Genomic DNA, 20,577 nt, shown 5'->3' with positions numbered 1-20,577 from the left:
CTCGGCAAGCGAACACCGCCGGGTGTTTTCACTTCTTGAACGCAACCAGGTCCATCGGCGCGTTTTTGCGCTCACTTGAGCGGGTTGCGGCTCGCCTGATTTCGATCGATGAACGATCAAGGGGTGGCACGGAGTGCCACCCCTTGGAGAAGTGCAGCCGCGCAAGATCCGCTCACCTGAGCGCCACCCCTATCAAAGGTGGCGAGAATCACGCTTCCACACCCGACCGGATTTCACCATGCGGACGGCCGGCGGACGGGTCTCCGGACCGAAACGCGGACGTCACATGCCCGCGGACGTCACATGCCCAGCGCGAGCAGTCGCTCCTCGACCCGCTCCGGCGCGTACAGGTACTCCACGACCAGCGCGCCCGCGCCCACCAGACCGGCCCGCTCCCCGAGCCGTGAGGTCAGTACGTGCAGATGAGCCGTGGAGCGCGGCAGCGCCCGCTGGTACAGCAGCTCCCGTACGCCCGTGAGGAAGGAGGTTCCGGCCAGGTCCCCCGCGATCATCAGCACCCCGGGGTTGAGCAGCGTCACCACGGTCGCGAGGACGTCCCCGACCTGCCGTCCCGCCTCCCGGGCGAACGCCGCCGCTCCCGGGTGCCCCGACGCCAGCAGGTCCCGCACATCGGAGCCGGACGCCGCCGGCACCCCGGTATCGGCCAGCCGCCGCGCCACGGCGCCACCGCTCGCCACGGCGGCGAGACAGCCGTAGGACCCGCAACGGCACAGCGCCTGCGCGCCCGCCGGGATCCGGATGTGGCCGATGTCGCCGGCGCCGCCGTCGATCCCCCGGAAGATGGAACCGCCGACGACGACCCCGGCGCCGATGCCCGTCGAGACCTTGACCAGGATGAAGGCCTGGCAGTCGGGGTGTCCGGTGCGCTGTTCGCCGTAGGCCATGAGGTTGGCGTCGTTGTCGACGAGGACCGGTACCCGGGGGGCGCCGGTGTGTTCCGTGAAAGCGCGGGCCAGACGGCCTCTTATGTCGTAGCCGTCCCAGCCGGGCATCATCGGCGGCTGGACGACCCGGCCGGTGTCGGTGTCGACCGGACCGGGGACCGCGAGACCGATGCCGCACACCTCCGACGCCCGGTGGCCGGCCTTCTCCAGCAACTCGGCGAACCAGCGGCCGAGTTCACCGAGTACGGCGTCCGGGCCGTCCTCGATGACGAGCGTGCCGCCGTGCTCGGCGAGGATCTCACCGGTGAGCGAGAGGACGCACGCGCGCGCGTGGCGGGTGTCCAGGTCCGCCGCGAGGACCACGGCGTGGGCGTCGTCGAACTCGAGGGTGATCGAGGGTCTGCCGCCCAACGGGGAGTCCACGGGCCCGCCCGCACCCTCGCGCAGCCAGCCCGCGCGGAAGAGCCGGTCCAGGCGCTGGCCGACGGTCGCGCGGGAGAGTCCGGTCACCTGTTGGAGGGCGCCGCGGGTCGTGGCGCGCCCGGTGCGCACCAGTTCGAGCAGATCTCCGGCGCTCCCTTGACCTCTTCCCGTCATGCGCACCCCCTTGTGTTTCTCAACCCTGCATTACATATTGAGTTTTGCGTGTTAAATAGACGTAACCCTACGGTAGCCATGACCGAACCGGTCGGCACGATGTGTTTCGTGGAGTCCCGAGTGGATCGCACTGCCCAGCTCACAGCCCTCCCCGTGGAGCACCACCTCGTATACGATCCGCCGTCCTTGTCAGGTTCCCTGCACCTCAGGGCGGCTGCCGTACTGGAAGCGAACTGGACGGGCGCCTCCACAGTCCCCTCGCGCGGTCTGTATCCGCACCAGTGGTCCTGGGACTCCGCGTTCATCGCGATCGGTCTGCGGCACCTCTCGCCGCTGCGGGCCCAGACGGAGCTGGAGACGCTGCTCGCCGCCCAGTGGGGCGACGGCCGTATCCCGCACATCGTCTTCAACCCCTCCGTACCGCTCGACGCGTACTTCCCGAGCCCCGACTTCTGGCGCTCCTCGACCGCGGGGCACACCGCGGGCGCCCCGCGCACCGTACAGACCTCGGGCATCGTGCAGCCACCGGTGCACGCGCTCGCCGCCTGGCTGGTGCACTGCGCCGACCCGGGCCTCTCCCGCGCACGCGGCTTCCTCGCCGGTGTCTACCCCCGGCTGGCCGCCTGGCACCGCTATCTGCTGCACCGGCGCGATCTGGGCGGGGGCGGACTCGCGTCCGTCGTGCACCCCTGGGAACAGGGTATGGACAACAGCCCCTGCTGGGACGCCCCGTTGAGCCGGATCACACCCGCCCCGGCCCGCTCCTTCCGGCGCGCCGACCTCGACCACGGGGCGGCCGAGGACCGGCCGACGGACCTCGACTACGGCCGGTACGTGCGGCTCGCGACGGACTACCGGGACGGCCAATACGCCGACGGGGCAAGCGAGTTCGCGGTGGAGGACCCCTCCTTCAACGCCCTCCTCATCGCCTCCGAGCACGCACTCGCCCGTATCGCACGGGAGTTGGGCGCGACCGGCACGGCCCGGCACGCCCGCGCGGAACGCCTCACCGGGGTCCTGATCGAGCGGCTGTGGGACCCGGCGGAGGGCATGTTCTTCTGCCGTGACGTGCGCGGCGAGACGCCGGACGCGGGGCGCGGGTCCCTCACCGGCGCCCTCATCCCCGAGCGCAGCGTCTCCGGCCTGATCCCGCTCCTCCTCCCCGACCTGCCCCGGGACATCGTCACGGCCCTCGTCCGTACGGCGTCCGGCCCGCACTTCGGGCTCGGCGACACCACTCGACTCCCGCCCAGCTACGACCTGTTGGGCGAGGCCTTCGATCCGCACCGGTACTGGCGCGGCCCGGCCTGGTTCAACACGAGCTGGCTGCTGGAGCGCGGTCTGCGGCTGCACGGCGAGCAGACGCGGGCGGAGGCACTGCGCGACGCCGCCCTGGAGACGGCCGCCGCCACCGACTTCGCCGAGTACGTCGACCCGTACGACGGCGAGGCGTGCGGCGCGACCGGCTTCAGCTGGACCGCCGCACTGACCCTCGATCTGCTTCACGAGCCCCCCGGGCACGGCGTGTCCGGCACGAGCCTCGGCACGTTCGGCATGAGTGACACAGAAGTCAACGACAAGGCAGTCAAGGCCGCCAGGAGAGTCAAGGGAGGGGACCGGGGATGACGGACCGGCATCATCTGCTCGTGCACGGCGGGACGTTCGCAGCCGTGGGCGACGGCGGGGACATCAGCGGCGTACGGGGCGGCAGTTCCCCGGACGGGTTATTCGTACGGGACGCCCGGCACCTGAGCCGCTGGCAGTTGACGGTCGACGGCGCGGTGCCGGAGGCACTGACACCGGTGGCCGACGGGGACATGGCGCGCTGTGTCCTGGTCCCGCGCGGTGGCCGCCAGGAGCCGCCCGCGCACACGCTCTTCCGTGAACAGGCCGTCGGTGACGGCTCGTTCGTCGAGTCGCTGAAGGTGACCAGCAACCGGCCGGTGCCGACCACGGTCCGGCTCGCGGTCACCGCGGACGCCGACTTCACCGACCAGTTCGAACTGCGCTCCGACTACCGCACCTACGCGAAGACCGGCGCCACCCGCTCCCGCCAAGTCCTCGACGACGGCGTGGAGTTCGCCTACCAGCGCGGCGAATGGCGCTCCTGTACGACGGTCACGGCCGAGCCCGCCCCCGACGGCGTCGAGGAGACCGGCACCGGCGCCCGCCGCATGGTGTGGACCCTGGACCTCGAACCGCACGGCACCGCCGAGCTGGCCCTGCGGGTGATGGCCCGCCCGCACGGCGACAAGCGGGCCCTGCGAGTACCGCGCTCCCCGTCCGCCCTGAACGAGCAACTCCTCGCGCTGGAGGGCGAGTACGTCCAGGGCGTCTCCTTCCCCACCGGCTGGCCGGAGTTGGCCGCCGCCTGCGCGCGGGGCCTGTCGGACCTGGCCTCGCTCCAGGTCCCGGCGACGGGCCTCGACGGCGAGGAACTGCGCGTACCGGCGGCGGGGGCACCGTGGTTCCTGACCCTGCTGGGCAGGGACGCGCTGCTGACATCCCTGTTCGCGCTCCCCTACCGCCCCCAACTCGCCGCCGCCACACTGCCGGCGCTCGCCGCGACCCAGGCCACGGCGGTCGGCCCCGAGTCGGTGTCGCAGCCCGGCAAGATCGTGCACGAGGTGCGGCACGGCGAGTTGGCGCACTTCGGGCAGGTGCCGTACGGGCGTTACTACGGCTCGGTCGACGCGACCCCGCTGTTCCTGGTGCTGCTCGGCGCGTATGTCGAGCAGACCGGCGACACGGCACTCGCCCGCCGTCTGGAGCCCAACGCCCGCGCGGCGATCGGCTGGATGCTCGACCACGGCGGCCTGACCTCGCGCGGCTATCTGGTCTACCGCGCCGACCAGGGCGGCCTGGCCAACCAGAACTGGAAGGACTCCCCCGGCGCCATCTGCGGGGCCGACGGCACCCGCGCAAGCGGTCCCGTGATGGCGGCGGGGGCCCAGGGGTACGCGTACGACGCGCTGCGCCGTACCGCGTGGGTGGCGCGGACGGTGTGGGAGGACGAGACGTACGCGGCCCTCCTGGAGCAGGCGGCGTCCGACCTGCGGGACCGTTTCCAGCAGGACTTCTGGATGCGGGACCACTCCTTCCCGGCGCTGGCGCTGGACGGGGAGGGCCGCCAGGTCGACGCGCTGGCGTCCGACGCGGGGCATCTGCTGTGGTCCGGTCTCCTCGACAAGGAGTACGGCGAACTGGTCGGCCGCAGGCTCCTGGAACCGGACTTCTTCTCCGGCTGGGGCGTCCGCACGCTCGCCTCCGGCCAGGCGGCGTACCATCCGCTCTCCTACCACCGGGGTTCGGTCTGGCCGCACGACAACGCACTGATCACGCTGGGCCTTTCGCGCTACGGCCTGCACGACGAGGCCCGCACGGTCGCGCACGCGCTGGTCGACGCGGCGACGGCAGCCGGCCACCGCCTCCCGGAGGTCCTCGCGGGCTACGGCCGCGACACCCACCCGGAGCCGGTCCCGTACCCGCACGCGTGCGTACGGGAGTCCAGGTCGGCGGCGGCTCCGCTGGCACTGCTCACGGCGGTAGGGGGCGCGTGACGCAACGGTGATAAGCCGTTTGCCGGGTGTTTGCCCAGTTCCGTGAACAGGGGCATGAGGCAACTCGTACGGAATGACGGCGGCCCTGCCTCCCCAGTTCGGGCCGCCACTCCGACTACGGGCTCCTCATGGAAGGACCTTCGGGTTGCCTCAGCACACGAGCACGCGCAAGTCACCGAACACGGCCGGGGCAGCCGATGGCGAGGTACGGCCGCCGGACATCGACAGCGACGTCACCAACGACGTCAACGCCGACACGGAACCGGCACCGGGCGACGCGACAGCGATACCGACCGACGCCGGGGACGAGACCGAGAGCGGGGCCGAGACACTCGTAGAAACTCCGGACGAGGCCCCGGCGGAGGCCACGTCCGAAACCGGGTCCGAGGCGGCGGAGCCCGAGTCGGCCGAGAACACGGATGCCGCCGACGCCGACGCGGGCACCGACGCCGACGGCTCCGAGGACCCCGACTCCGAAGCCGTGGTCGCCGAAGCCGCCGAGGAGGCCACCGCGGACTCCGGCGCCGAGGCCGACGCCAGCGGCTCGCCCGTCGGCTCGCCCGTCACGGATGCCGAGGCCGACGCCGACGCCCCCGGAGTCACCCCCGACCCCGAAACCCCCGCTTCGGACAGCACCCCCCGCCCCACCCGACCGGGCCCCCGCACCTGGAGCAGTCGGCTGGGCCTGCGGCGGCGGCTGCGGAGCTGGCGGGAGAAGCACCCCGTCGCCGCTCGCGTCGCCTCCTGGACCGTCACCGTGCTCGCCGCCGCCGTCGTCTACGTGTGTCTGCTGATGCCGACGACGCTGAACAGCCTGAAGCCCACCGAGTTCATGCGGCTGCCGGCCGAGGCGATCATGGGGGCCGCCGTCCTGATGAGCCTGCCGCGCCGGCCGCGGATCGTGCTGGCGGCGTTCTCCGGTGCGCTGACCGCCGTCGTGGCGATCCTGAACATGCTCGACATGGGCTTCAACGAATACCTGGGCCGGGGCTTCAACGTCGTCCTGGACTGGAGCCTGTTCGCCGACGCCCGCGGCTATCTCGTGGACACGCTCGGCGGGACGGTCACCTCCGCCGTCACGGTCGGTGTCATCCTCTTCGTCCTGCTGCTGATCGTCCTGGTCGCGCTGGCCACGGTCCGGCTCAGCAACCTGCTGGCCGCCCACAAGGCAGGGGCGTCCCGGGGCGCGCTGATCGCGGGCACCGTGTGGATCACCTGCACGGCCTTCGGCCTCCAGGTCGCCGACGTGCCGCTCGCCGCCGACCACACCGCCGCGATCCTCAAGCTCCGCACCGTGGCGATCCGCAACACCCTGCGCGACGAGGCGGAGTTCAAGAAGGTCGCCAAGGTCGACGCCTTCGGCAACACCCCGGGCAGCCAGCTCGTCCCGGACCTGCGCGGCAAGGACATGATCTTCACCTTCATCGAGAGCTACGGCCGTAGCGCGATCGAGGACCCGATCATGGCGCCCGGTGTCGACGAGACCCTGGCCGCCGACACCAAGGCCCTGTCGAAGGCGGGCTTCGCCGCGAAGAGCGGCTGGCTGACCTCGGCGACCTACGGCGGCAGCAGCTGGCTCGGCCACTCCACCACCATGTCCGGGCTGTGGGTCAACAACCAGCAGCGCTACCGCACGGTGATGGCCAGCGACCACCTGAGCCTGACCGACGCCTTCAAGAAGACCGGCGACTTCGACACGGTCGGCGTGATGCCGGGCGTGCAGAAGGGCTGGCCCGAGCAGAGCTTCTACGGCCTCGACAAGGTCTACAACGCCTTCCAACTGGGCTACAAGGGACCGAAGTTCAGCTGGTCGACGATGCCCGACCAGTACGCCCTGGAGCAGTTCCAGAAGCAGGTGCACAGCAAGCCGCGGACCGACGGCAAGTCGCTGATGTCGATGATCATCCTGACGTCGAGCCACCAGCCGTGGGCGCCGATCCCGAAGCTCGTCCCGTGGGACCAGCTGGGCAACGGTTCGATCTTCGACGCGATCGAGAAGGCCGGCAACAAGGCCTCCGACGTCATCGCCGACACCACCAAGTCCCGCCAGGAGTACGGCAAGTCGATCCAGTACTCGGTGAACTCCCTCACCCAGTGGCTGGAGCGCTACGGCAACGACAACACCGTGCTGGTCTTCCTCGGCGACCACCAGCCGATCGCCCGCGTCAGCGGCAACCACGCCAGCCGTGACGTGCCGATCTCGATCGTCGCCAAGGACCCCAAGGTCCTTGCGAAGATCGACAGTTGGAACTGGACGGACGGCCTGCGCCCCGCGCACGACGCCCCGGTGTGGAAGATGAGCGCCTTCCGCGACAAGTTCCTCACGGCATACGGCTCGACGCCCCACCCGAAGACCAACTAGCCGCCGGAGGTGTCGAGTTCGGCATCCTCACCGATCCCCGCGCAGTCGTACGGGTCCTTCAGCCAACCGTCGGGCAGCACCACCCTGTTGTTGCCCGACGTACGGCCGCGGGGCCCGTCCGCGCCTGTGGGCCAGGGCTGGTCGAGGTCCAACTCGTCGAGGCCGGACCGGAGTTCGTCCAGCGAGGACGTGATGGCGAGGCGCTTGCGCATCTCGCTGCCGACCGCGAAGCCCTTCAGGTACCAGGCGACGTGCTTGCGGAAGTCGATGACTCCGCGCGCCTCGTCCCCGATCCACTCCCCCAGCAGTGTCGCGTGCCGCACCATGATGTCGGCGACCTCGCGCAACGACGGCTTCAGACTGCATCCATCAGTGCCTCCGGCACGGGCCTGTTCACGCCCCTCGAAGGCCGCCACGAGGTCCGCGAACAGCCACGGCCGCCCCAGGCAGCCGCGGCCGACCACGACCCCGTCGCACCCGGTCTCCCGCACCATCCGCACCGCGTCCTGCGCGGACCAGATGTCGCCGTTGCCGAGCACGGGGATCTCCGGCACATGCTCCTTCAGCCGGGCAATGGCGTCCCAGTCGGCGGTGCCGCCGTAGTGCTGGGCGGCGGTGCGGCCGTGCAGGGCGATGGAGGTGACGCCCTCCTCGACGGCGATGCGGCCGGCGTCGAGGAAGGTGATGTGGTCGTCGTCGATGCCCTTGCGCATCTTCATGGTGACGGGCAGGTCCCCGGCCCCGCTGACGGCCTCCTTGAGGATCGCCCGCAGCAGGTTCCGCTTGTACGGCAGCGCGGAGCCGCCGCCCTTGCGGGTGACCTTCGGCACCGGGCAGCCGAAGTTGAGGTCGATGTGGTCGGCGAGGTCCTCCTCCGCGATCATGCGGACGGCCTTGCCGACGGTCACCGGGTCCACGCCGTACAGCTGGATCGAGCGCGGCTTCTCGGTCGCGTCGAAGTGGACCAGCTGCATGGTCTTCTCGTTGCGCTCGACCAGCGCCCGGGTCGTGATCATCTCGCTGACGAACAGGCCTTTGCCTCCGCTGAACTCCCTGCACAGGGTGCGGAAGGGCGCGTTGGTGATCCCGGCCATGGGGGCCAGGACGACGGGCGGCGAGACGGTGTGCGGGCCGATCTGCAAGGGCGACACGGCCGGGGGCGCGGGCAGGGACACGGGCGTGGACATTGCTCCATTGTGGCGCACGGCTTCCGGTGCCCGTGGCCGGAGATCATGTAGCGGTCATTAGTTAGACGCACTATCGAGTTTCGCGTACGATGGTTCGCATGCCCGAGCTCAGCCACCGCCGCCGCATGCTGGTGCTCGCGATCTGCTGCATGAGTCTGCTGATCGTGAGCCTGGACGTCACCATCCTGAACGTCGCCCTGCCCGCGATGCAGACCGATCTGCACGCGTCGACCTCCGGGCTGCAGTGGACGATCGACGCCTACACCCTGGTCCTCGCCTCCCTGTTGATGCTGGCGGGCTCCACCGCCGACCGGATCGGCCGCAAGCGGGTCTTCATCGTCGGCCTGGTGGTCTTCAGCCTCGGCTCGCTGCTCTGCTCGCTCGCGCCCGACCTGAACGCGCTGATCTGGTTCCGCATGATCCAGGCGGTCGGCGGCTCGATGCTCAACCCGGTCGCCATGTCGATCATCACCAACACCTTCACCGAGCCGCGCGAGCGCGCCCGGGCGATCGGCGTGTGGGGTGCGGTCGTCGGTATATCGATGGCCGCAGGACCGCTGATCGGCGGGCTGCTCGTGGACTCGGTCGGCTGGCGCTCGATCTTCTGGATCAACCTGCCGGTGGGCGTCGCCGCGCTGCTGCTCACCCTGCGGTTCATCCCCGAGTCACGCGCACCCAAGGCCCGCCGTCCCGACCCGGTCGGCCAGCTCCTGGTGATCGCCCTGTTCGGCTCGCTGACGTACGCGATCATCGAGGCGCCCAGCTCCGGGTTCACCTCGATCCTGCCCTTCGCGATCCTCGCGCTGGTCGCCCTCGCCGGGCTCCTCTGGTACGAGCCGCGCCGCGACGAACCCCTCATCGACCTGCGCTTCTTCCGCTCCGCGCCGTTCAGCGGGGCCACGGTGATCGCGATCAGCGCGTTCTCGGCGCTGGGCGGCTTCCTGTTCCTGTCCACGCTGTATCTGCAGAACGTGGTCGGTCTGGACGCGCTGCACGCCGGACTGTGGATGCTGCCGATGGCGGTGCCGACGTTCCTGTGCGCGCCGATCTCCGGGCGACTGGTGGGCAGTCGGGGGCCGCGAATACCCCTCCTGATCGCGGGTTCCGCGATGACCGTGAGCGCGCTGCTGTTCGCCGGGTTCGAGGCGGAGACGTCCAACGTCACCCGGTTCATCGGGTACTTGCTGTTCGGCATCGGCTTCGGGTTCGTGAACGCGCCGATCACGAATACGGCGGTGTCCGGGATGCCGCGGGCCCAGGCGGGGGTCGCGGCGGCCGTCGCCTCCACAAGCCGGCAGCTGGGTCAGACCCTCGGGGTCGCGGTGGTCGGCGCGGTGCTGGCCTCCGGGGTGGGATCGTCGTCGTACAAGGACACGTTCGTGTCGGCGGCGCGGCCCGGGTGGTGGATTCTCGTGGCGTGCGGGCTGGCCGTGCTGGTGCTGGGGGCTGTGACCAGCGGGGCTTGGGCTCGGCGGACCGCTGAGCGTACGGCTGACAAGTTGTCGTCTGTCGAAGTGCGCGAAGCGGCGGGGATCAGCGCGTAGTTGAGCGGGTGCGGGTGCCTGGGTGACTCACCTTGCCTGAGCTATTGCGTGCAGGCGCTCCAGTCTCGCCCTCGACTCCTCGTCCGCCGGTGCGTACGTCACCATCCGCGGCCCCCTCGAAGGACCGAGCCACAGGTCGGTGTGGTCGACCGTGAGACGGCCGACGTGGGAGTTGCGGAACTCCTTGCGGCGGGGGCTGGCGCCCAGCACCTCGTGGCGGTCCCAGACCTCGCAGAACTCGGGGGACGTGTGCAGCCGCTTGAGCAGGGTCTTCCAGGTGGGGTCGGCGAGATGGTCGGCCATCGAGCCCCGGAAGCGGGCGGCCATGAGCCGCTGGCTCTTCTCCAGGTGCACGATCGAGGACCGCCACTCCTCGTGCGTGTAGGAGAGGATCATGCAGTTGCGGTCCTCGGGCGGCACCGCGTCCATGTCGCACAGCAGCATCCCGTAGGTGCGGTTGTAGGCGAGGATGTCGTACCGGGCGTTCTGGAGGCAGGCCGGGATGGGGTCGAGCTGGTCCAGCATCGACTGGAGGGCGGGGGTCACCACCGGGCAGTCTGCGGCCGGCTGCGGATCGATCGCGTCGGCCAGCTGGAACAGGTGGCTGCGCTCGCTGCGGTCGAGCAGCAGGGTGCGGGCCAGCGCGTCGAGGACCTGCACGGAGACCTGGATGTCCCGGGCCTGTTCGAGCCACGTGTACCAGGTGACGCCGACCGCGGCGAGCTGCGCGACCTCCTCGCGGCGCAGCCCTGGCGTACGGCGGCGGGTGCCGCGCGGCAGGCCGACCTGCTCGGGGGCGATGTGCTCGCGGCGGTGGCGCAGGAACGCGGCGAGTTCATGGCGCCGGACCGTCGACGCGGTCTGCGGAGCCGCCGTGCGCGCCGCCCCTGTCGCTGTCACCGTCTCCTGTGCCATGGTCGTCATCACCCCAGTCTGCCGCCGCGCGGACCCTGTTTCCAGGTAGTCCTGCTACCAGGATAAGGACACTCTGGTACCAGTCTGCCGAGAGGCGCAGGCTCGTCGGCGTGACCGAAACCATCACTTCCCGCACCGTCCGATCCCCGGCGGCGCCACCCGTGCTCGGCGGCCTCGGACTGTTCACGGTGCTGCTGGCCGCGGCGCTGCCCCTCATCGACTTCTTCATCGTCAACGTGGCCCTGCCGACCATCGGCAGGGACCTCTCGGCGAGCGAGGCGGTCCTCGAACTCGTCGTCGCCGGCTACGGAGTCTCGTACGCCGTGCTGCTCGTCCTCGGCGGCCGGCTCGGCGACCTGTTCGGCCGCCGCCGGCTCTTCCTCGGCGGCATGGCCGCGTTCGGCGTGACCTCGCTGGCCTGCGGGCTCGCGCCCACCGCCTGGACGCTGGTCGCCGCGCGGATCGCGCAGGGCGCCGCCTCCGCCGCGATGCTCCCGCAGGTCCTCGCCACCATCCAGTCCGCCACCCAGGGCCCGCGCCGCGCCAAGGCGATGGGCCTGTACGGGGCGACGGCCGGGCTCGCCATGGTGGCGGGCCAGATCCTCGGCGGGGTCCTGGTCGCCGCCGACATAGCCGGTACCGGCTGGCGCGCGGTGTTCCTGGTGAACGTGCCGGTGGTCGTCGTCGGTCTGGTGCTGGCCGCCAAGGTCGTACCGGAGACGCGTTCCCAGCACCCGGAGCCGGTGGACGTGCCCGGCACCTTCCTGCTCGCCGCGTCCCTGCTGGCGCTGCTGGTGCCGCTGACCGAGGGCCGGGCGGCGGGCTGGCCGCTGTGGACGTGGCTGTCGCTGGCCGCGTTCCCGGGGATCGTGTCCGCGTTCTACGCCGTGGAGCGCAGGGCGGACCGGCAGGGCCGTACGCCGCTGGTGCCGCCGAGTCTGCTGGCGCTGACCTCGCTGCGGCGCGGATTGACGATCATCCTGCCGCTGTCGATCGGCTTCTCCGGGTTCATGTTCGTGATCGCGGTGGGGCTGCAGCGCGGCGCCGACCTGGGCCCGGTCGCGGCGGGCCTGGCGCTCGCCCCGATGGCCGTGGCCTTCTTCCTCGTCTCGCTGGCCGGGCCGCGCCTGGTGACCCGGTACGGCACCCGGGTCGTGGCGGTGGGGTCGGTCGTGCAGGGGGTGGGCGTGGGGCTGATCGTGCTGGCCGCGTGGCGCTCCTGGCCGGACCTCGGCTTCGTCGAACTGCTCCCGGGGATGGCGGTCGCCGGTGCCGGTCAGGCGCTCCAACTGCCCATCATCTTCCGGATCGTGCTGTCCGAGGTGCCGCCGGCCAGGGCCGGTGTGGGCGCCGGCGTGATGGTGACCACCCAGCAGTCGGCGCTGGCGCTGGGCGTGGCCACGCTCGGCACGCTCTTCCTGTCGCTGATCCCGGGCATGGGCATGCGGGACGCCCTGGTGACCACGCTGTTGGTGCAGCTGGCGGGTGTGGTGCTGACCGGGCTGCTCAGCCTGCGGCTGCCGCGCACGATCGGCTGACGGCCGGACCAGTCGCCGGATGGCATGTTCACAGCTTGGACAACTCGACGTGAATTGCGCCCCGTTGATGTTGGTCTTGCTGCACACTCCTTGCCGGACACTCCTGAGCGGAGGCGAGGCGCATGTTGCAGATCAACACGAGCAAGGTGAGCCGCTGGGACCAGCACGGGCGGGAACATGTCGTCCGCGTGCAGCGCAAGGGCGCGCAGCGCACGATCGTGTGCGACACCTGCGGCTGGAAGAAGAGCGCGCAGTTCCTGCCCTGGCTGAAGGCGGAGGAACATCTGGCCGAGGAGCACCAGGCGACGGTGGATCCGTCCGGCGGCTGACCGGGGAGCGATGAGTTCGTGAGGCGGGGAGAGTCGTATCCGACGTATTCGATACGACTCCCCGGACCGGAAGGCCGACCGATGAGCTCTCTCCACGACACCCTGCGGCAACGCGTCGACGACGGCACCGTGCCGGGGGCGGTGGGCCTGGTGGCCCGCGGCGACGACGTCGAGGTGGTGGCCGTCGGCTCCGTCGACGCCGAGGGCACCGCCCCGATGGCCCGGGACTCGATCTTCCGGATCGCGTCGATCACCAAGCCGATCACGGCGGCGGCGCTGCTGACGCTGGTGGACGAGGGCCGGATCGGGCTCGACGACCCGGTGGCCGAGTGGCTCCCGGAGCTCGCGAAGCCCGTGGTGGTCCGCACCCCCACGAGCCCCGTCGACGACGTCGTGCCGGCCGACCGCCAGGTCACCGTCGAGGACCTGCTCAGCTTCCGCACCGGCTGGGGTCTCCCGTCCGACTTCGCGCTGCCCGCCGCGCGGTCCCTGTTCGCGATCCAGGACCACAGCCGCCCCTTCGGCGACTGGCCGGACCCGGACACCTGGCTGGGCCAACTCGCCCAGGTGCCGATGCTGCACCAGCCGGGCGAGGCCTGGCTCTACGGCACCTCGTCCGCCCTCCAGGGCATCCTGGCCGCCCGGGTGTCGGGCCGCGCTCTCCCCGACTTCCTGGCGGAGCGGATCTTCGAACCGCTGGGCATGCGGGACACCGGCTTCGAGGTACCGGCGTCGAAACAAGACCGCTTCACCTCGTCCTACGCCCCGGCCGAGGACGGCACCCTGCGTATGACGGACACCCCGGACGGCGACTACAGCAGCCTGCCGCGCTTCCCCTCGGGCGGCGGGGGCCTGGTCTCCACGGCCGACGACTGGCTGGCCTTCGCCCGCATGCTGCTGGCCGACGGGCAGGGACTCCTCACCCCCACCTCGGTGAGCCGCATGACCACGAACCACCTCACCGCCGCCCAGCGCGAGGCCGCGACCCTCTTCCTGGAGGGCCAGGGCTGGGGCTACGGCGGCCAGGTCGACGTCGCCCCGATCGACCCGTGGAACGTCCCCGGCCGCTACGGCTGGATCGGCGGCACCGGCACCACGGCCCACATCGTCCCGCCCATGGGCACGGTCACCGTCCTGCTGACCCAGGTGGCGATGACGGGCCCGACACCGATGGGGCTGATGCGGGAGTTCTGGGAGTGCGCGGCGGGGCACTGACCGTCCCGACTCGCCGCCGCGGCCGACCGGCGTGAGCATGGACGGGCGTGATCAGCCGGACGAGAGGAGTCCCCCGTGCGCGTCACACTCCACGGTCGCGGCACCCGTACGATCGCCGCCGGTGCCCTGAGTCTCGCCCTGCTGTCGGCCGGGACGGCGAGCGCCTTCGCCGCGTCCCCGAGTCCGAAGGCGAGCCCGAGCGCGATGGGCTCGATCACCGTCAAGGCCGACAAGAGCACGGTCAAGAACGGCAGCAGCTACTCGCTCACCGCGAAGCTCAACACCAAGGGCCAGGAACACCTGCGGATCGCGGCCGGCACGACCTACTCCCCGACCGTCACCGTCAAGGTGACGTGACCGGAGCCCGCCGTCAGCCGCGCAGCCCGCGCAGCAACAGCTCCACCATCGCCTCGAACTCGGTCTCCACGCCCGGCTTCCGCCACTCCCTGGAGTAGGACGGGTCGTGGAAGCGGCCGGTGGCCTGGAAGACCGCGCGGGCGGCGACGGCCGGGTCGGGCACGGTGAAGACGCCGGTGGCGACGCCCGCCCGGATGATCTCGGTGAGCTGGCCGGTCAGCTCGTCGATGTGGGCGCCGACCACCTCGCCCGCTTCCTCCACGAGCACGGAGTACGTGGCGAAGAGTTCCGGATCGCCGCCCGCCTTCTGCCGCTTGGCCTCGAACAGCCCCGCCAGCCAGTCCCGCACCCGCTCCTCCGGGTCGCGGTCCTCCGTCACGAAACGGGACAGCGTCTGCGAGGTACGGTCCAGCCAGCGCTGGGTGACCGCCTCCCGCAGCGCCGCCTTCGTCCGGAAGTGCCGGTAGACGGTGCCATGGCTGACGCCGAGCGCGCGGGCCACGTCCACCACGGTCGCCTTCGCGGGGCCGTGGCGGCGCAGCACCTCCTCGGTCGCTTCGAGGATGCGCTCGGCGGTCAGGGTCTCGCTCGCTGCCATGACGAAGACCGTACCCGCAGGCCGGATCAGCGCTCGCTGTCGAGGTGGACCATCGCCTCGGCGGGGTAGCGCTCACCGAGCGCCGAGTCCGCCGGTACGGCCGTCTCGATCGCGGCCAGGTCCGCCGCGTCCAGTACGACGTCCAGCGCGCCCAGCGACTCCGTCAGCCGCTCCCGGGTGCGGGCGCCGATGAGCGGCACGATGTCCTCGCCCCGGGACAGCACCCAGGCGATGGCGAGCTGCGCGACGGTGACGCCCTTCTGCTCGGCGAGCTTCCGCAACTGCTCGACCAGGCCGAGGTTGTGCTGGAGGTTGTCGCCCTGGAAGCGCGGCGTGTGCGCCCGGTAGTCGCTCGCGCCGAGCTGCCGGTCGGCCGCGAAGTGCCCGGAGATCAGCCCCCGGGACAGCACGCCGTACGCCGTGACGGAGATGCCCAGTTCACGGGTGGTCGGCAGGATGCGGTCCTCGATGCCCCGGGTGATCAGGGCGTACTCCAGCTGCACGTCCGCGATGGGCGCGACGGCGGCGGCCCGGCGGATGGTGTCGGCGCCCGCCTCGCTGAGGCCGATGTGCCGGACGTAGCCCTGCTCGACCAGTTCGGCGATCGCGCCGACCGTCTCCTCGATCGGTACGCCGGGGTCGACCCGGGCGATCCGGTACACGTCGATGTGGTCGACGCCGAGGCGCTGGAGGGAGTACGCGGCGAAGTTCTTCACGGCGGCGGGGCGGCCGTCGTAACCGCTCCAGCCGCCGTCCGGACCGCGCAGCGCCCCGAACTTCACGCTGGTGAGGGCCTGTTCGCGGAGGGCGGCGGGGCGGCGCGCAGGGCCTCGCCGATCAGCATCTCGTTGTGGCCCATGGCGTAGAAGTCGCCGGTGTCGAGGAGCGTCACGCCCGCTTCGAGGGCCGCGTGGATGGTGGCGATGGACTCGGTGCGGTCCGCGTCGCCGTACAGCGCGGACATGCCCATGCAGCCGAGACCGAGGGCGGAGACCTGGGGGCCGGTGGTACCGAGTGAGCGCGTGGGGATCGTGGGGATCGTCATGCGGACCACCTTGACATGACAGCTGACAGATTTCAATATCTGTCAGCTGTCATTCCAACATCCGCCAGAATGGTCCATACCTATTGACGAGAGGTCTGGACCACGAGCACTGTCATGCCTACGACACCTCACCGCACCCCCACCGGGAGGCCCGTATGCTCCGCCATGCCCTGCGCCTGCTCGCCGCCGCCCTCACGACGGCATGCCTCGCCCAACTCCCCGTCGCCGGGGCCGCGTCCGCCGCCGACACCTGCGCCGTCAAGTCCCGCCCGGCCGGCAAGGTCCTCCAGGGCTACTGGGAGAACTGGGACGGCTCCGCCAACGGCGTCCACCCACCCTTCGGCTGGACCCCGATCACCAACTCCGCTATCGCCGCGCACGGTTACAACGTGATCAACGCGGCCTTCCCGGTCATCCGCTCCGACGGCACCGCGCTGTGGGAGGACGGCATGGACGCGGGAGTGAAGGTGGCCACACCCGCCGAGATGTGCGCGGCGAAGGCGTCGGGCCAGACGATCCTGATGTCGATCGGCGGCGCGGCTGCGGGCATCGACCTCAGCTCGTCCACCGTGGCCGACAAGTTCGTCTCGACGATCGTGCCGATCCTGAAGAAGTACAACTTCGACGGCATCGACATCGACATCGAGACGGGGTTGGTCGGCAGCGGCAGCATCACCCAACTCTCCTCCTCCCAGGCCAACTTGATCCGCATCATCGACGGCATCCTCGCCCGGATGCCGTCCAACTTCGGCCTGACGATGGCACCGGAGACCGCGTACGTCACCGGCGGCAGCATCGCGTACGGCTCGATCTGGGGCGCGTATCTGCCGATCGTCAAGAAGTACGCGGACAACGGCCGCCTGTGGTGGCTCAACATGCAGTACTACAACGGCAGCATGTACGGCTGCTCCGGCGACTCGTACTCGGCGGGCACGGTCGCGGGCTTCACCGCCCAGACCGACTGCCTCAACAAGGGCCTGGTCGTCCAGGGCACGACGATCAAGGTCCCGTACGACAAGCAGGTCCCGGGCCTGCCCGCCCAAGCGGGCGCGGGCGGCGGCTACATGACCCCGTCCCTGGTCTCCCAGGCCTGGCGGCACTACGGCACGTCCCTCAAGGGTCTGATGACCTGGTCGATCAACTGGGACGGCTCGAAGAACTGGACGTTCGGCGACAACGTGAAGGCGCTGCAAGGGCGTTGAGCTCTAGCGGACCGTGAACGCCAGCTTCGCGCCCAGTGCCACGAACGACCCCGCGAAGCTCCGCCGCAGCCAGGTCATCACCCTCGGCCGTGAGGTGACGTGGCTGCGGACGGAGGCGGCGAGGACGCCGTACGCGGTGAAGACGACGAACGTCGCCAGCATGAAGACGCCGCTGAGCGCCAACATCCGTACGGCGGAGTGGGGTTCGTCGGGGCTCACGAACTGGGGCAGGAACGCGAAGAAGAAGATCGTCAGCTTCGGGTTGAGGATGTTGATCAGCACGCCCCGGACGATCACGCGACCGGCGGAAAGAGGAGCGCTGTCCTGGTCGACGTCGATCGCCGCCTTGTCCTTCACGGTCGTCCACGCCATGTAGAGGAGATAGGCGACACCGGCGTACTTGAGGATCTGGAAGGCGGCGGCACTGGCGTTCAGCAGCGCGGCCAGCCCGATGACGGTGGCCAGCACGTGCGGCACGATCCCGAGCGTGCAGGCGAAGGCCGCGAGGACGCTAGCGCGGCGCCCCCGGGAGAGACCGGCGGCGAGGGTGTAGACGACGCCGGTGCCGGGGGTGGCGACAACGACAAGGGTGGTCAGCAGGAACGAGATGCTCATGCCGACCACCCTCGCGGTGCCGTGGACCCCGTTACAGGTCCAAAGCGGCACCGCCATCCAGGGCCAGTTGTGCCCTAGGCACCGATCAGGCGACCCGCGAGGTAGCCCTCGATCTGGTCCAGCGAGATGCGCTCCTGCTTCATCGAGTCGCGCTCGCGGACCGTCACCGCGTTGTCCTCAAGGGTGTCGAAGTCGACCGTCACGCAGTACGGCGTGCCGATCTCGTCCTGGCGGCGGTAGCGGCGGCCGATGGCGCCGGCGTCGTCGAACTCGATGTTCCAGTTCTGCCGGAGGGCAGCCGCGAGGCCCTTGGCCTTCGGGGACAGCTCCGGGTTGCGGGAGAGCGGCAGCACCGCGACCTTCACCGGGGCGAGACGGTGGTCGAGGCGCAGCACGGTGCGCTTCTCCAACTTGCCCTTGGCGTTGGGCGCTTCGTCCTCGACGTAAGCGTCGAGCAGGAACGCCAGCATCGCGCGGCCGACACCGGCGGCCGGCTCGATGACGTACGGCGTCCAGCGCTCCTGGGCCTCCTGGTCGAAGAAGAAGAGGTCCTGGCCGGAGGCCTTGGAGTGCGCGGTGAGGTCGTAGTCGGTGCGGTTGGCGACGCCCTCCAGCTCACCCCATTCATTGCCGCCGAACTGGAAGCGGTACTCGATGTCGGCGGTGCGCTTGGAGTAGTGGGAGAGCTTCTCCTTGGGGTGGTCGTACCACCGCATGTTCTCCTCGCGCAGGCCCAGGCCGGTGTACCAGTTCCAGCGCTCCTGCATCCAGTACTCCTGCCACTTCTCGTCCTCGCCCGGCTTGACGAAGAACTCCATCTCCATCTGCTCGAACTCGCGGGTGCGGAAGATGAAGTTGCCGGGCGTGATCTCGTTGCGGAAGGACTTGCCCATCTGCGCGATGCCGAACGGCGGCTTCTTGCGCGAAGTCGTCTGCACCTGGGCGAAGTTGGTGAAGATGCCCTGCGCGGTCTCGGGGCGCAGATAGGCGATTGAGCCGGTGTCCTGCGTCGGGCCGAGGTGGGTGGAGAGCAGGCCGGAGAACTGCTTGGGCTCGGTGAACTGGCCCTTGTTGCCGCAGTTGGGGCAGTTGATGTCGGCGAGGCCGTTCTCGGGAAGGCGGCCGTGCTTGGCCTCGTACGCCTCTTCCAAGTGGTCCGCGCGGAACCGCTTGTGACAGGAGGTGCACTCGGTCAGCGGGTCCGAGAAGGTGGCGACATGGCCGGAGGCGACCCACACCTCGGGGGCCAGGATCACGGACGAGTCGATACCGACCACGTCCTCGCGCGACGTCACCATGTAGCGCCACCACTGGCGCTTCAGGTTCTCCTTGAGCTCGACACCCAGGGGTCCGTAGTCCCAGGCGGCCTTCTGACCGCCGTAGATCTCACTGCACGGGTAAACGAAGCCACGGCGCTTGCTCAGGCTGACGATGGTGTCGATCTTGTCGGCGGCCACGATGCTCTCTTCATGACGAATGGACGGTAAGGAGGGGCGGCGCGAAGCGCCTCGATGAGGGGTGGCGGTCGGGAGACGGGCGGGCGAATGACTTAGGTTACCGGCGCCTCCTACCTCTCTATCAAATCGGTTCCGCACCCGAACCTTGTTGACAACGGTTTCCATCTCAGTTGAAAATGACTGTCATGAACGTACGACGACGCCACATATCCGGGATCGCGATAGCCGCGGCCACCGCCCTCGGCCTCGGGACCCTGTCCGCGTGCTCCGACAGCGCGGCGGCAGCCCAAACCGACAAGTTCGACGTCGTCGCGTCGTTCTATCCGCTCCAGTACCTCGCCGAGCAGATCGGCGGGAGTCACGTCCACGTCACCAGCCTCACCAAGCCCGGCCAGGAACCGCACGACCTGGAGATCAGCGCGCAGCAGATCGTCGCGCTCCAGGAGTCCGACGCGGTGCTCTACCTCAAGAACCTCCAGCCAGCCGTCGACAAGGCGGTCGAGCAGTCCGAACTCAAGACGAAGATCGACGCCGCCTCCCTGACCACGCTGGAGAAGCACGGCAACGAGGTCGGCGGCCACGCGGCCACGCACGACACCTCGAAGAACGAGGAACTGGCCGGCCTCGACCCCCACATCTGGCTCGACCCGGTGCGCTACGCCCAGGTCGCCGAGGGCGTCGGCAAGACCTTCGAGAAGGCCGACCCGAAGAACGCGGCCGACTACCGGACGCGCACCGCGGCCCTGGTCAAGAAACTGGACGCGCTCGACACCGAGTTCAAGACCGGTCTCGCCGATACCAGGACCAAGGTGTTCATCACCACCCACGCCGCCTTCGGCTACCTCGCCGAGCGCTACGGCCTCACCGAGGAGGCCATCAACGGCCTCGACCCCGAGTCGGAGCCCAGTGCCGAGCGCGTGAAGGACCTTGAGAAGATGGCCGCGGCCGACGGCGTCACGACCGTGTTCTACGAGACGCTCGTCAGCGACAAGACCGCTAAGACCATCGCCGCCGACGCCAGTTTGAAGACCGATGTCCTCGACCCCATCGAGGGCATCACCAAGAAGTCCCGCGGCACGGACTACTTCGCGGTCCAGCGGGCCAACCTCAAGGCGCTGCAGACCGCGTTGGGAACCAAGTGACCGTTACGG

At 70.1% G+C, this 20,577-nt stretch carries 16 protein-coding genes and 1 pseudogene; 10 read left to right on the top strand and 7 right to left on the bottom strand.

The features are described 5' to 3' along the window. Positions 1–299 precede the first annotated feature (299 nt). Positions 300–1,502 carry an ROK family protein gene (locus OC490_RS43920; protein WP_262063664.1) on the bottom strand — a complete coding sequence of 401 codons (1,203 nt, stop codon included), beginning with the start codon at positions 1,500–1,502 and terminating at the stop codon, positions 300–302. A 120-nt stretch (positions 1,503–1,622) separates the two neighbouring features. On the opposite strand from OC490_RS43920, the gene OC490_RS43915 reads away from it, so the two are divergent. The 3 genes from OC490_RS43915 to OC490_RS43905 all read left to right on the top strand — a co-directional run bounded on the left by OC490_RS43915 (position 1,623) and on the right by OC490_RS43905 (position 7,424). Continuing rightward, on the top strand, positions 1,623–3,128 hold the full coding sequence (locus OC490_RS43915) for an MGH1-like glycoside hydrolase domain-containing protein (RefSeq protein WP_262063663.1): 1,506 nt from the start codon (positions 1,623–1,625) through the stop codon (positions 3,126–3,128). Further along, positions 3,125–5,062, top strand: a complete 1,938-nt coding sequence (locus tag OC490_RS43910; RefSeq protein WP_262063662.1) for a glycogen debranching N-terminal domain-containing protein — start codon at positions 3,125–3,127, stop codon at positions 5,060–5,062. Before OC490_RS43915 ends, OC490_RS43910 begins: the two co-directional genes overlap by 4 nt. A 793-nt stretch (positions 5,063–5,855) precedes the next feature. Next, positions 5,856–7,424 (top strand): sulfatase-like hydrolase/transferase, encoded by a 1,569-nt coding sequence (locus tag OC490_RS43905; RefSeq protein WP_410099255.1) that lies wholly within the window; start codon positions 5,856–5,858, stop codon positions 7,422–7,424. On the opposite strand, the gene dusB is transcribed toward OC490_RS43905, so the two are convergent. Further along, positions 7,421–8,611, bottom strand: coding sequence for a tRNA dihydrouridine synthase DusB (dusB, locus tag OC490_RS43900; RefSeq protein WP_262063661.1), 1,191 nt, complete (start codon positions 8,609–8,611; stop codon positions 7,421–7,423). The two genes, OC490_RS43905 and dusB, sit on opposite strands and share 4 nt — an antisense overlap. 98 nt (positions 8,612–8,709) lie before the next feature. On the opposite strand from dusB, the gene OC490_RS43895 reads away from it, so the two are divergent. Next, positions 8,710–10,155: an MFS transporter gene (locus OC490_RS43895; protein WP_262063660.1), complete on the top strand. Its 1,446-nt coding sequence runs from the start codon at positions 8,710–8,712 to the stop codon at positions 10,153–10,155. A 27-nt stretch (positions 10,156–10,182) separates the two neighbouring features. Here the strand turns inward: OC490_RS43895 and OC490_RS43890 are convergent, their stop codons facing one another. Continuing rightward, positions 10,183–11,079 carry a helix-turn-helix transcriptional regulator gene (locus tag OC490_RS43890; RefSeq protein WP_262063659.1) on the bottom strand — a complete coding sequence of 299 codons (897 nt, stop codon included), beginning with the start codon at positions 11,077–11,079 and terminating at the stop codon, positions 10,183–10,185. A gap of 101 nt (positions 11,080–11,180) precedes the next feature. Between OC490_RS43890 and OC490_RS43885 the strand changes: the two genes are divergently transcribed. The 4 genes from OC490_RS43885 to OC490_RS43870 all read left to right on the top strand — a co-directional run bounded on the left by OC490_RS43885 (position 11,181) and on the right by OC490_RS43870 (position 14,509). Then, on the top strand, positions 11,181–12,608 hold the full coding sequence (locus OC490_RS43885; RefSeq protein ID WP_262063658.1) for an MFS transporter: 1,428 nt from the start codon (positions 11,181–11,183) through the stop codon (positions 12,606–12,608). Between the two features lie 122 nt (positions 12,609–12,730). After that, a complete protein-coding gene (locus OC490_RS43880) occupies positions 12,731–12,937 on the top strand; it encodes a hypothetical protein (RefSeq protein ID WP_262063657.1) in 207 nt (68 codons plus the stop codon). An 81-nt stretch (positions 12,938–13,018) separates the two neighbouring features. After that, positions 13,019–14,152 carry a serine hydrolase domain-containing protein gene (locus OC490_RS43875; RefSeq protein ID WP_262063656.1) on the top strand — a complete coding sequence of 378 codons (1,134 nt, stop codon included), beginning with the start codon at positions 13,019–13,021 and terminating at the stop codon, positions 14,150–14,152. Between the two features lie 75 nt (positions 14,153–14,227). Further along, entirely contained in the window at positions 14,228–14,509 is a 282-nt protein-coding gene (locus OC490_RS43870; RefSeq protein ID WP_262063655.1) for a hypothetical protein, read from the top strand. 13 nt (positions 14,510–14,522) lie between these two features. On the opposite strand, the gene OC490_RS43865 is transcribed toward OC490_RS43870, so the two are convergent. Both OC490_RS43865 and OC490_RS43860 read right to left on the bottom strand, forming a co-directional pair. Continuing rightward, positions 14,523–15,107, bottom strand: coding sequence for a TetR family transcriptional regulator (locus tag OC490_RS43865; protein WP_262063654.1), 585 nt, complete (start codon positions 15,105–15,107; stop codon positions 14,523–14,525). A gap of 26 nt (positions 15,108–15,133) precedes the next feature. Continuing rightward, a pseudogene (locus OC490_RS43860) lies at positions 15,134–16,152 on the bottom strand (aldo/keto reductase). Between the two features lie 155 nt (positions 16,153–16,307). Here OC490_RS43860 and OC490_RS43855 point away from each other — a divergent pair. Beyond that, the gene (locus OC490_RS43855; protein WP_262063653.1) at positions 16,308–17,354 is read left to right on the top strand and encodes a chitinase; all 1,047 of its coding nucleotides are present in this window, start codon (positions 16,308–16,310) and stop codon (positions 17,352–17,354) included. A gap of 3 nt (positions 17,355–17,357) precedes the next feature. Here OC490_RS43855 and OC490_RS43850 read toward each other — a convergent pair whose 3' ends face one another. Further along, positions 17,358–17,969 (bottom strand): LysE family translocator, encoded by a 612-nt coding sequence (locus OC490_RS43850; RefSeq protein ID WP_262063652.1) that lies wholly within the window; start codon positions 17,967–17,969, stop codon positions 17,358–17,360. 74 nt (positions 17,970–18,043) lie between these two features. Next, complete coding sequence (locus OC490_RS43845; RefSeq protein ID WP_262063651.1) at positions 18,044–19,426, bottom strand: glycine--tRNA ligase; 1,383 nt, start codon at positions 19,424–19,426, stop codon at positions 18,044–18,046. A 185-nt stretch (positions 19,427–19,611) separates the two neighbouring features. Between OC490_RS43845 and OC490_RS43840 the strand changes: the two genes are divergently transcribed. Then, positions 19,612–20,568 (top strand): metal ABC transporter substrate-binding protein, encoded by a 957-nt coding sequence (locus OC490_RS43840; protein ID WP_262063650.1) that lies wholly within the window; start codon positions 19,612–19,614, stop codon positions 20,566–20,568. Positions 20,569–20,577: the final 9 nt, after the last annotated feature.

The sequence above is a fragment of the Streptomyces sp. STR69 genome (assembly GCF_024519455.1).
Taxonomy (GTDB): domain Bacteria; phylum Actinomycetota; class Actinomycetes; order Streptomycetales; family Streptomycetaceae; genus Streptomyces.
The sequence above is the reverse complement of the archived record's forward strand: the minus strand, read 5'-3'. Positions and strand labels throughout refer to the sequence as shown.

Excerpts from the sequence above, each read along its gene's own strand:
- OC490_RS43855 (WP_262063653.1), top strand. The coding sequence starts at position 16,308 with ATGCTCCGCCATGCCCTGCGCCTGCTCGCCGCCGCCCTCACGACGGCA.
- dusB (WP_262063661.1), bottom strand. The coding sequence starts at position 8,611 with ATGTCCACGCCCGTGTCCCTGCCCGCGCCCCCGGCCGTGTCGCCCTTG.
- OC490_RS43850 (WP_262063652.1), bottom strand. The coding sequence starts at position 17,969 with ATGAGCATCTCGTTCCTGCTGACCACCCTTGTCGTTGTCGCCACCCCC.
- OC490_RS43920 (WP_262063664.1), bottom strand. The coding sequence starts at position 1,502 with ATGACGGGAAGAGGTCAAGGGAGCGCCGGAGATCTGCTCGAACTGGTG.
- OC490_RS43880 (WP_262063657.1), top strand. The coding sequence starts at position 12,731 with ATGTTGCAGATCAACACGAGCAAGGTGAGCCGCTGGGACCAGCACGGG.
- OC490_RS43895 (WP_262063660.1), top strand. The coding sequence starts at position 8,710 with ATGCCCGAGCTCAGCCACCGCCGCCGCATGCTGGTGCTCGCGATCTGC.
- OC490_RS43865 (WP_262063654.1), bottom strand. The coding sequence starts at position 15,107 with ATGGCAGCGAGCGAGACCCTGACCGCCGAGCGCATCCTCGAAGCGACC.
- OC490_RS43875 (WP_262063656.1), top strand. The coding sequence starts at position 13,019 with ATGAGCTCTCTCCACGACACCCTGCGGCAACGCGTCGACGACGGCACC.
- OC490_RS43890 (WP_262063659.1), bottom strand. The coding sequence starts at position 11,079 with ATGACGACCATGGCACAGGAGACGGTGACAGCGACAGGGGCGGCGCGC.
- OC490_RS43840 (WP_262063650.1), top strand. The coding sequence starts at position 19,612 with ATGAACGTACGACGACGCCACATATCCGGGATCGCGATAGCCGCGGCC.
- OC490_RS43910 (WP_262063662.1), top strand. The coding sequence starts at position 3,125 with ATGACGGACCGGCATCATCTGCTCGTGCACGGCGGGACGTTCGCAGCC.
- OC490_RS43905 (WP_410099255.1), top strand. The coding sequence starts at position 5,856 with ATGCCGACGACGCTGAACAGCCTGAAGCCCACCGAGTTCATGCGGCTG.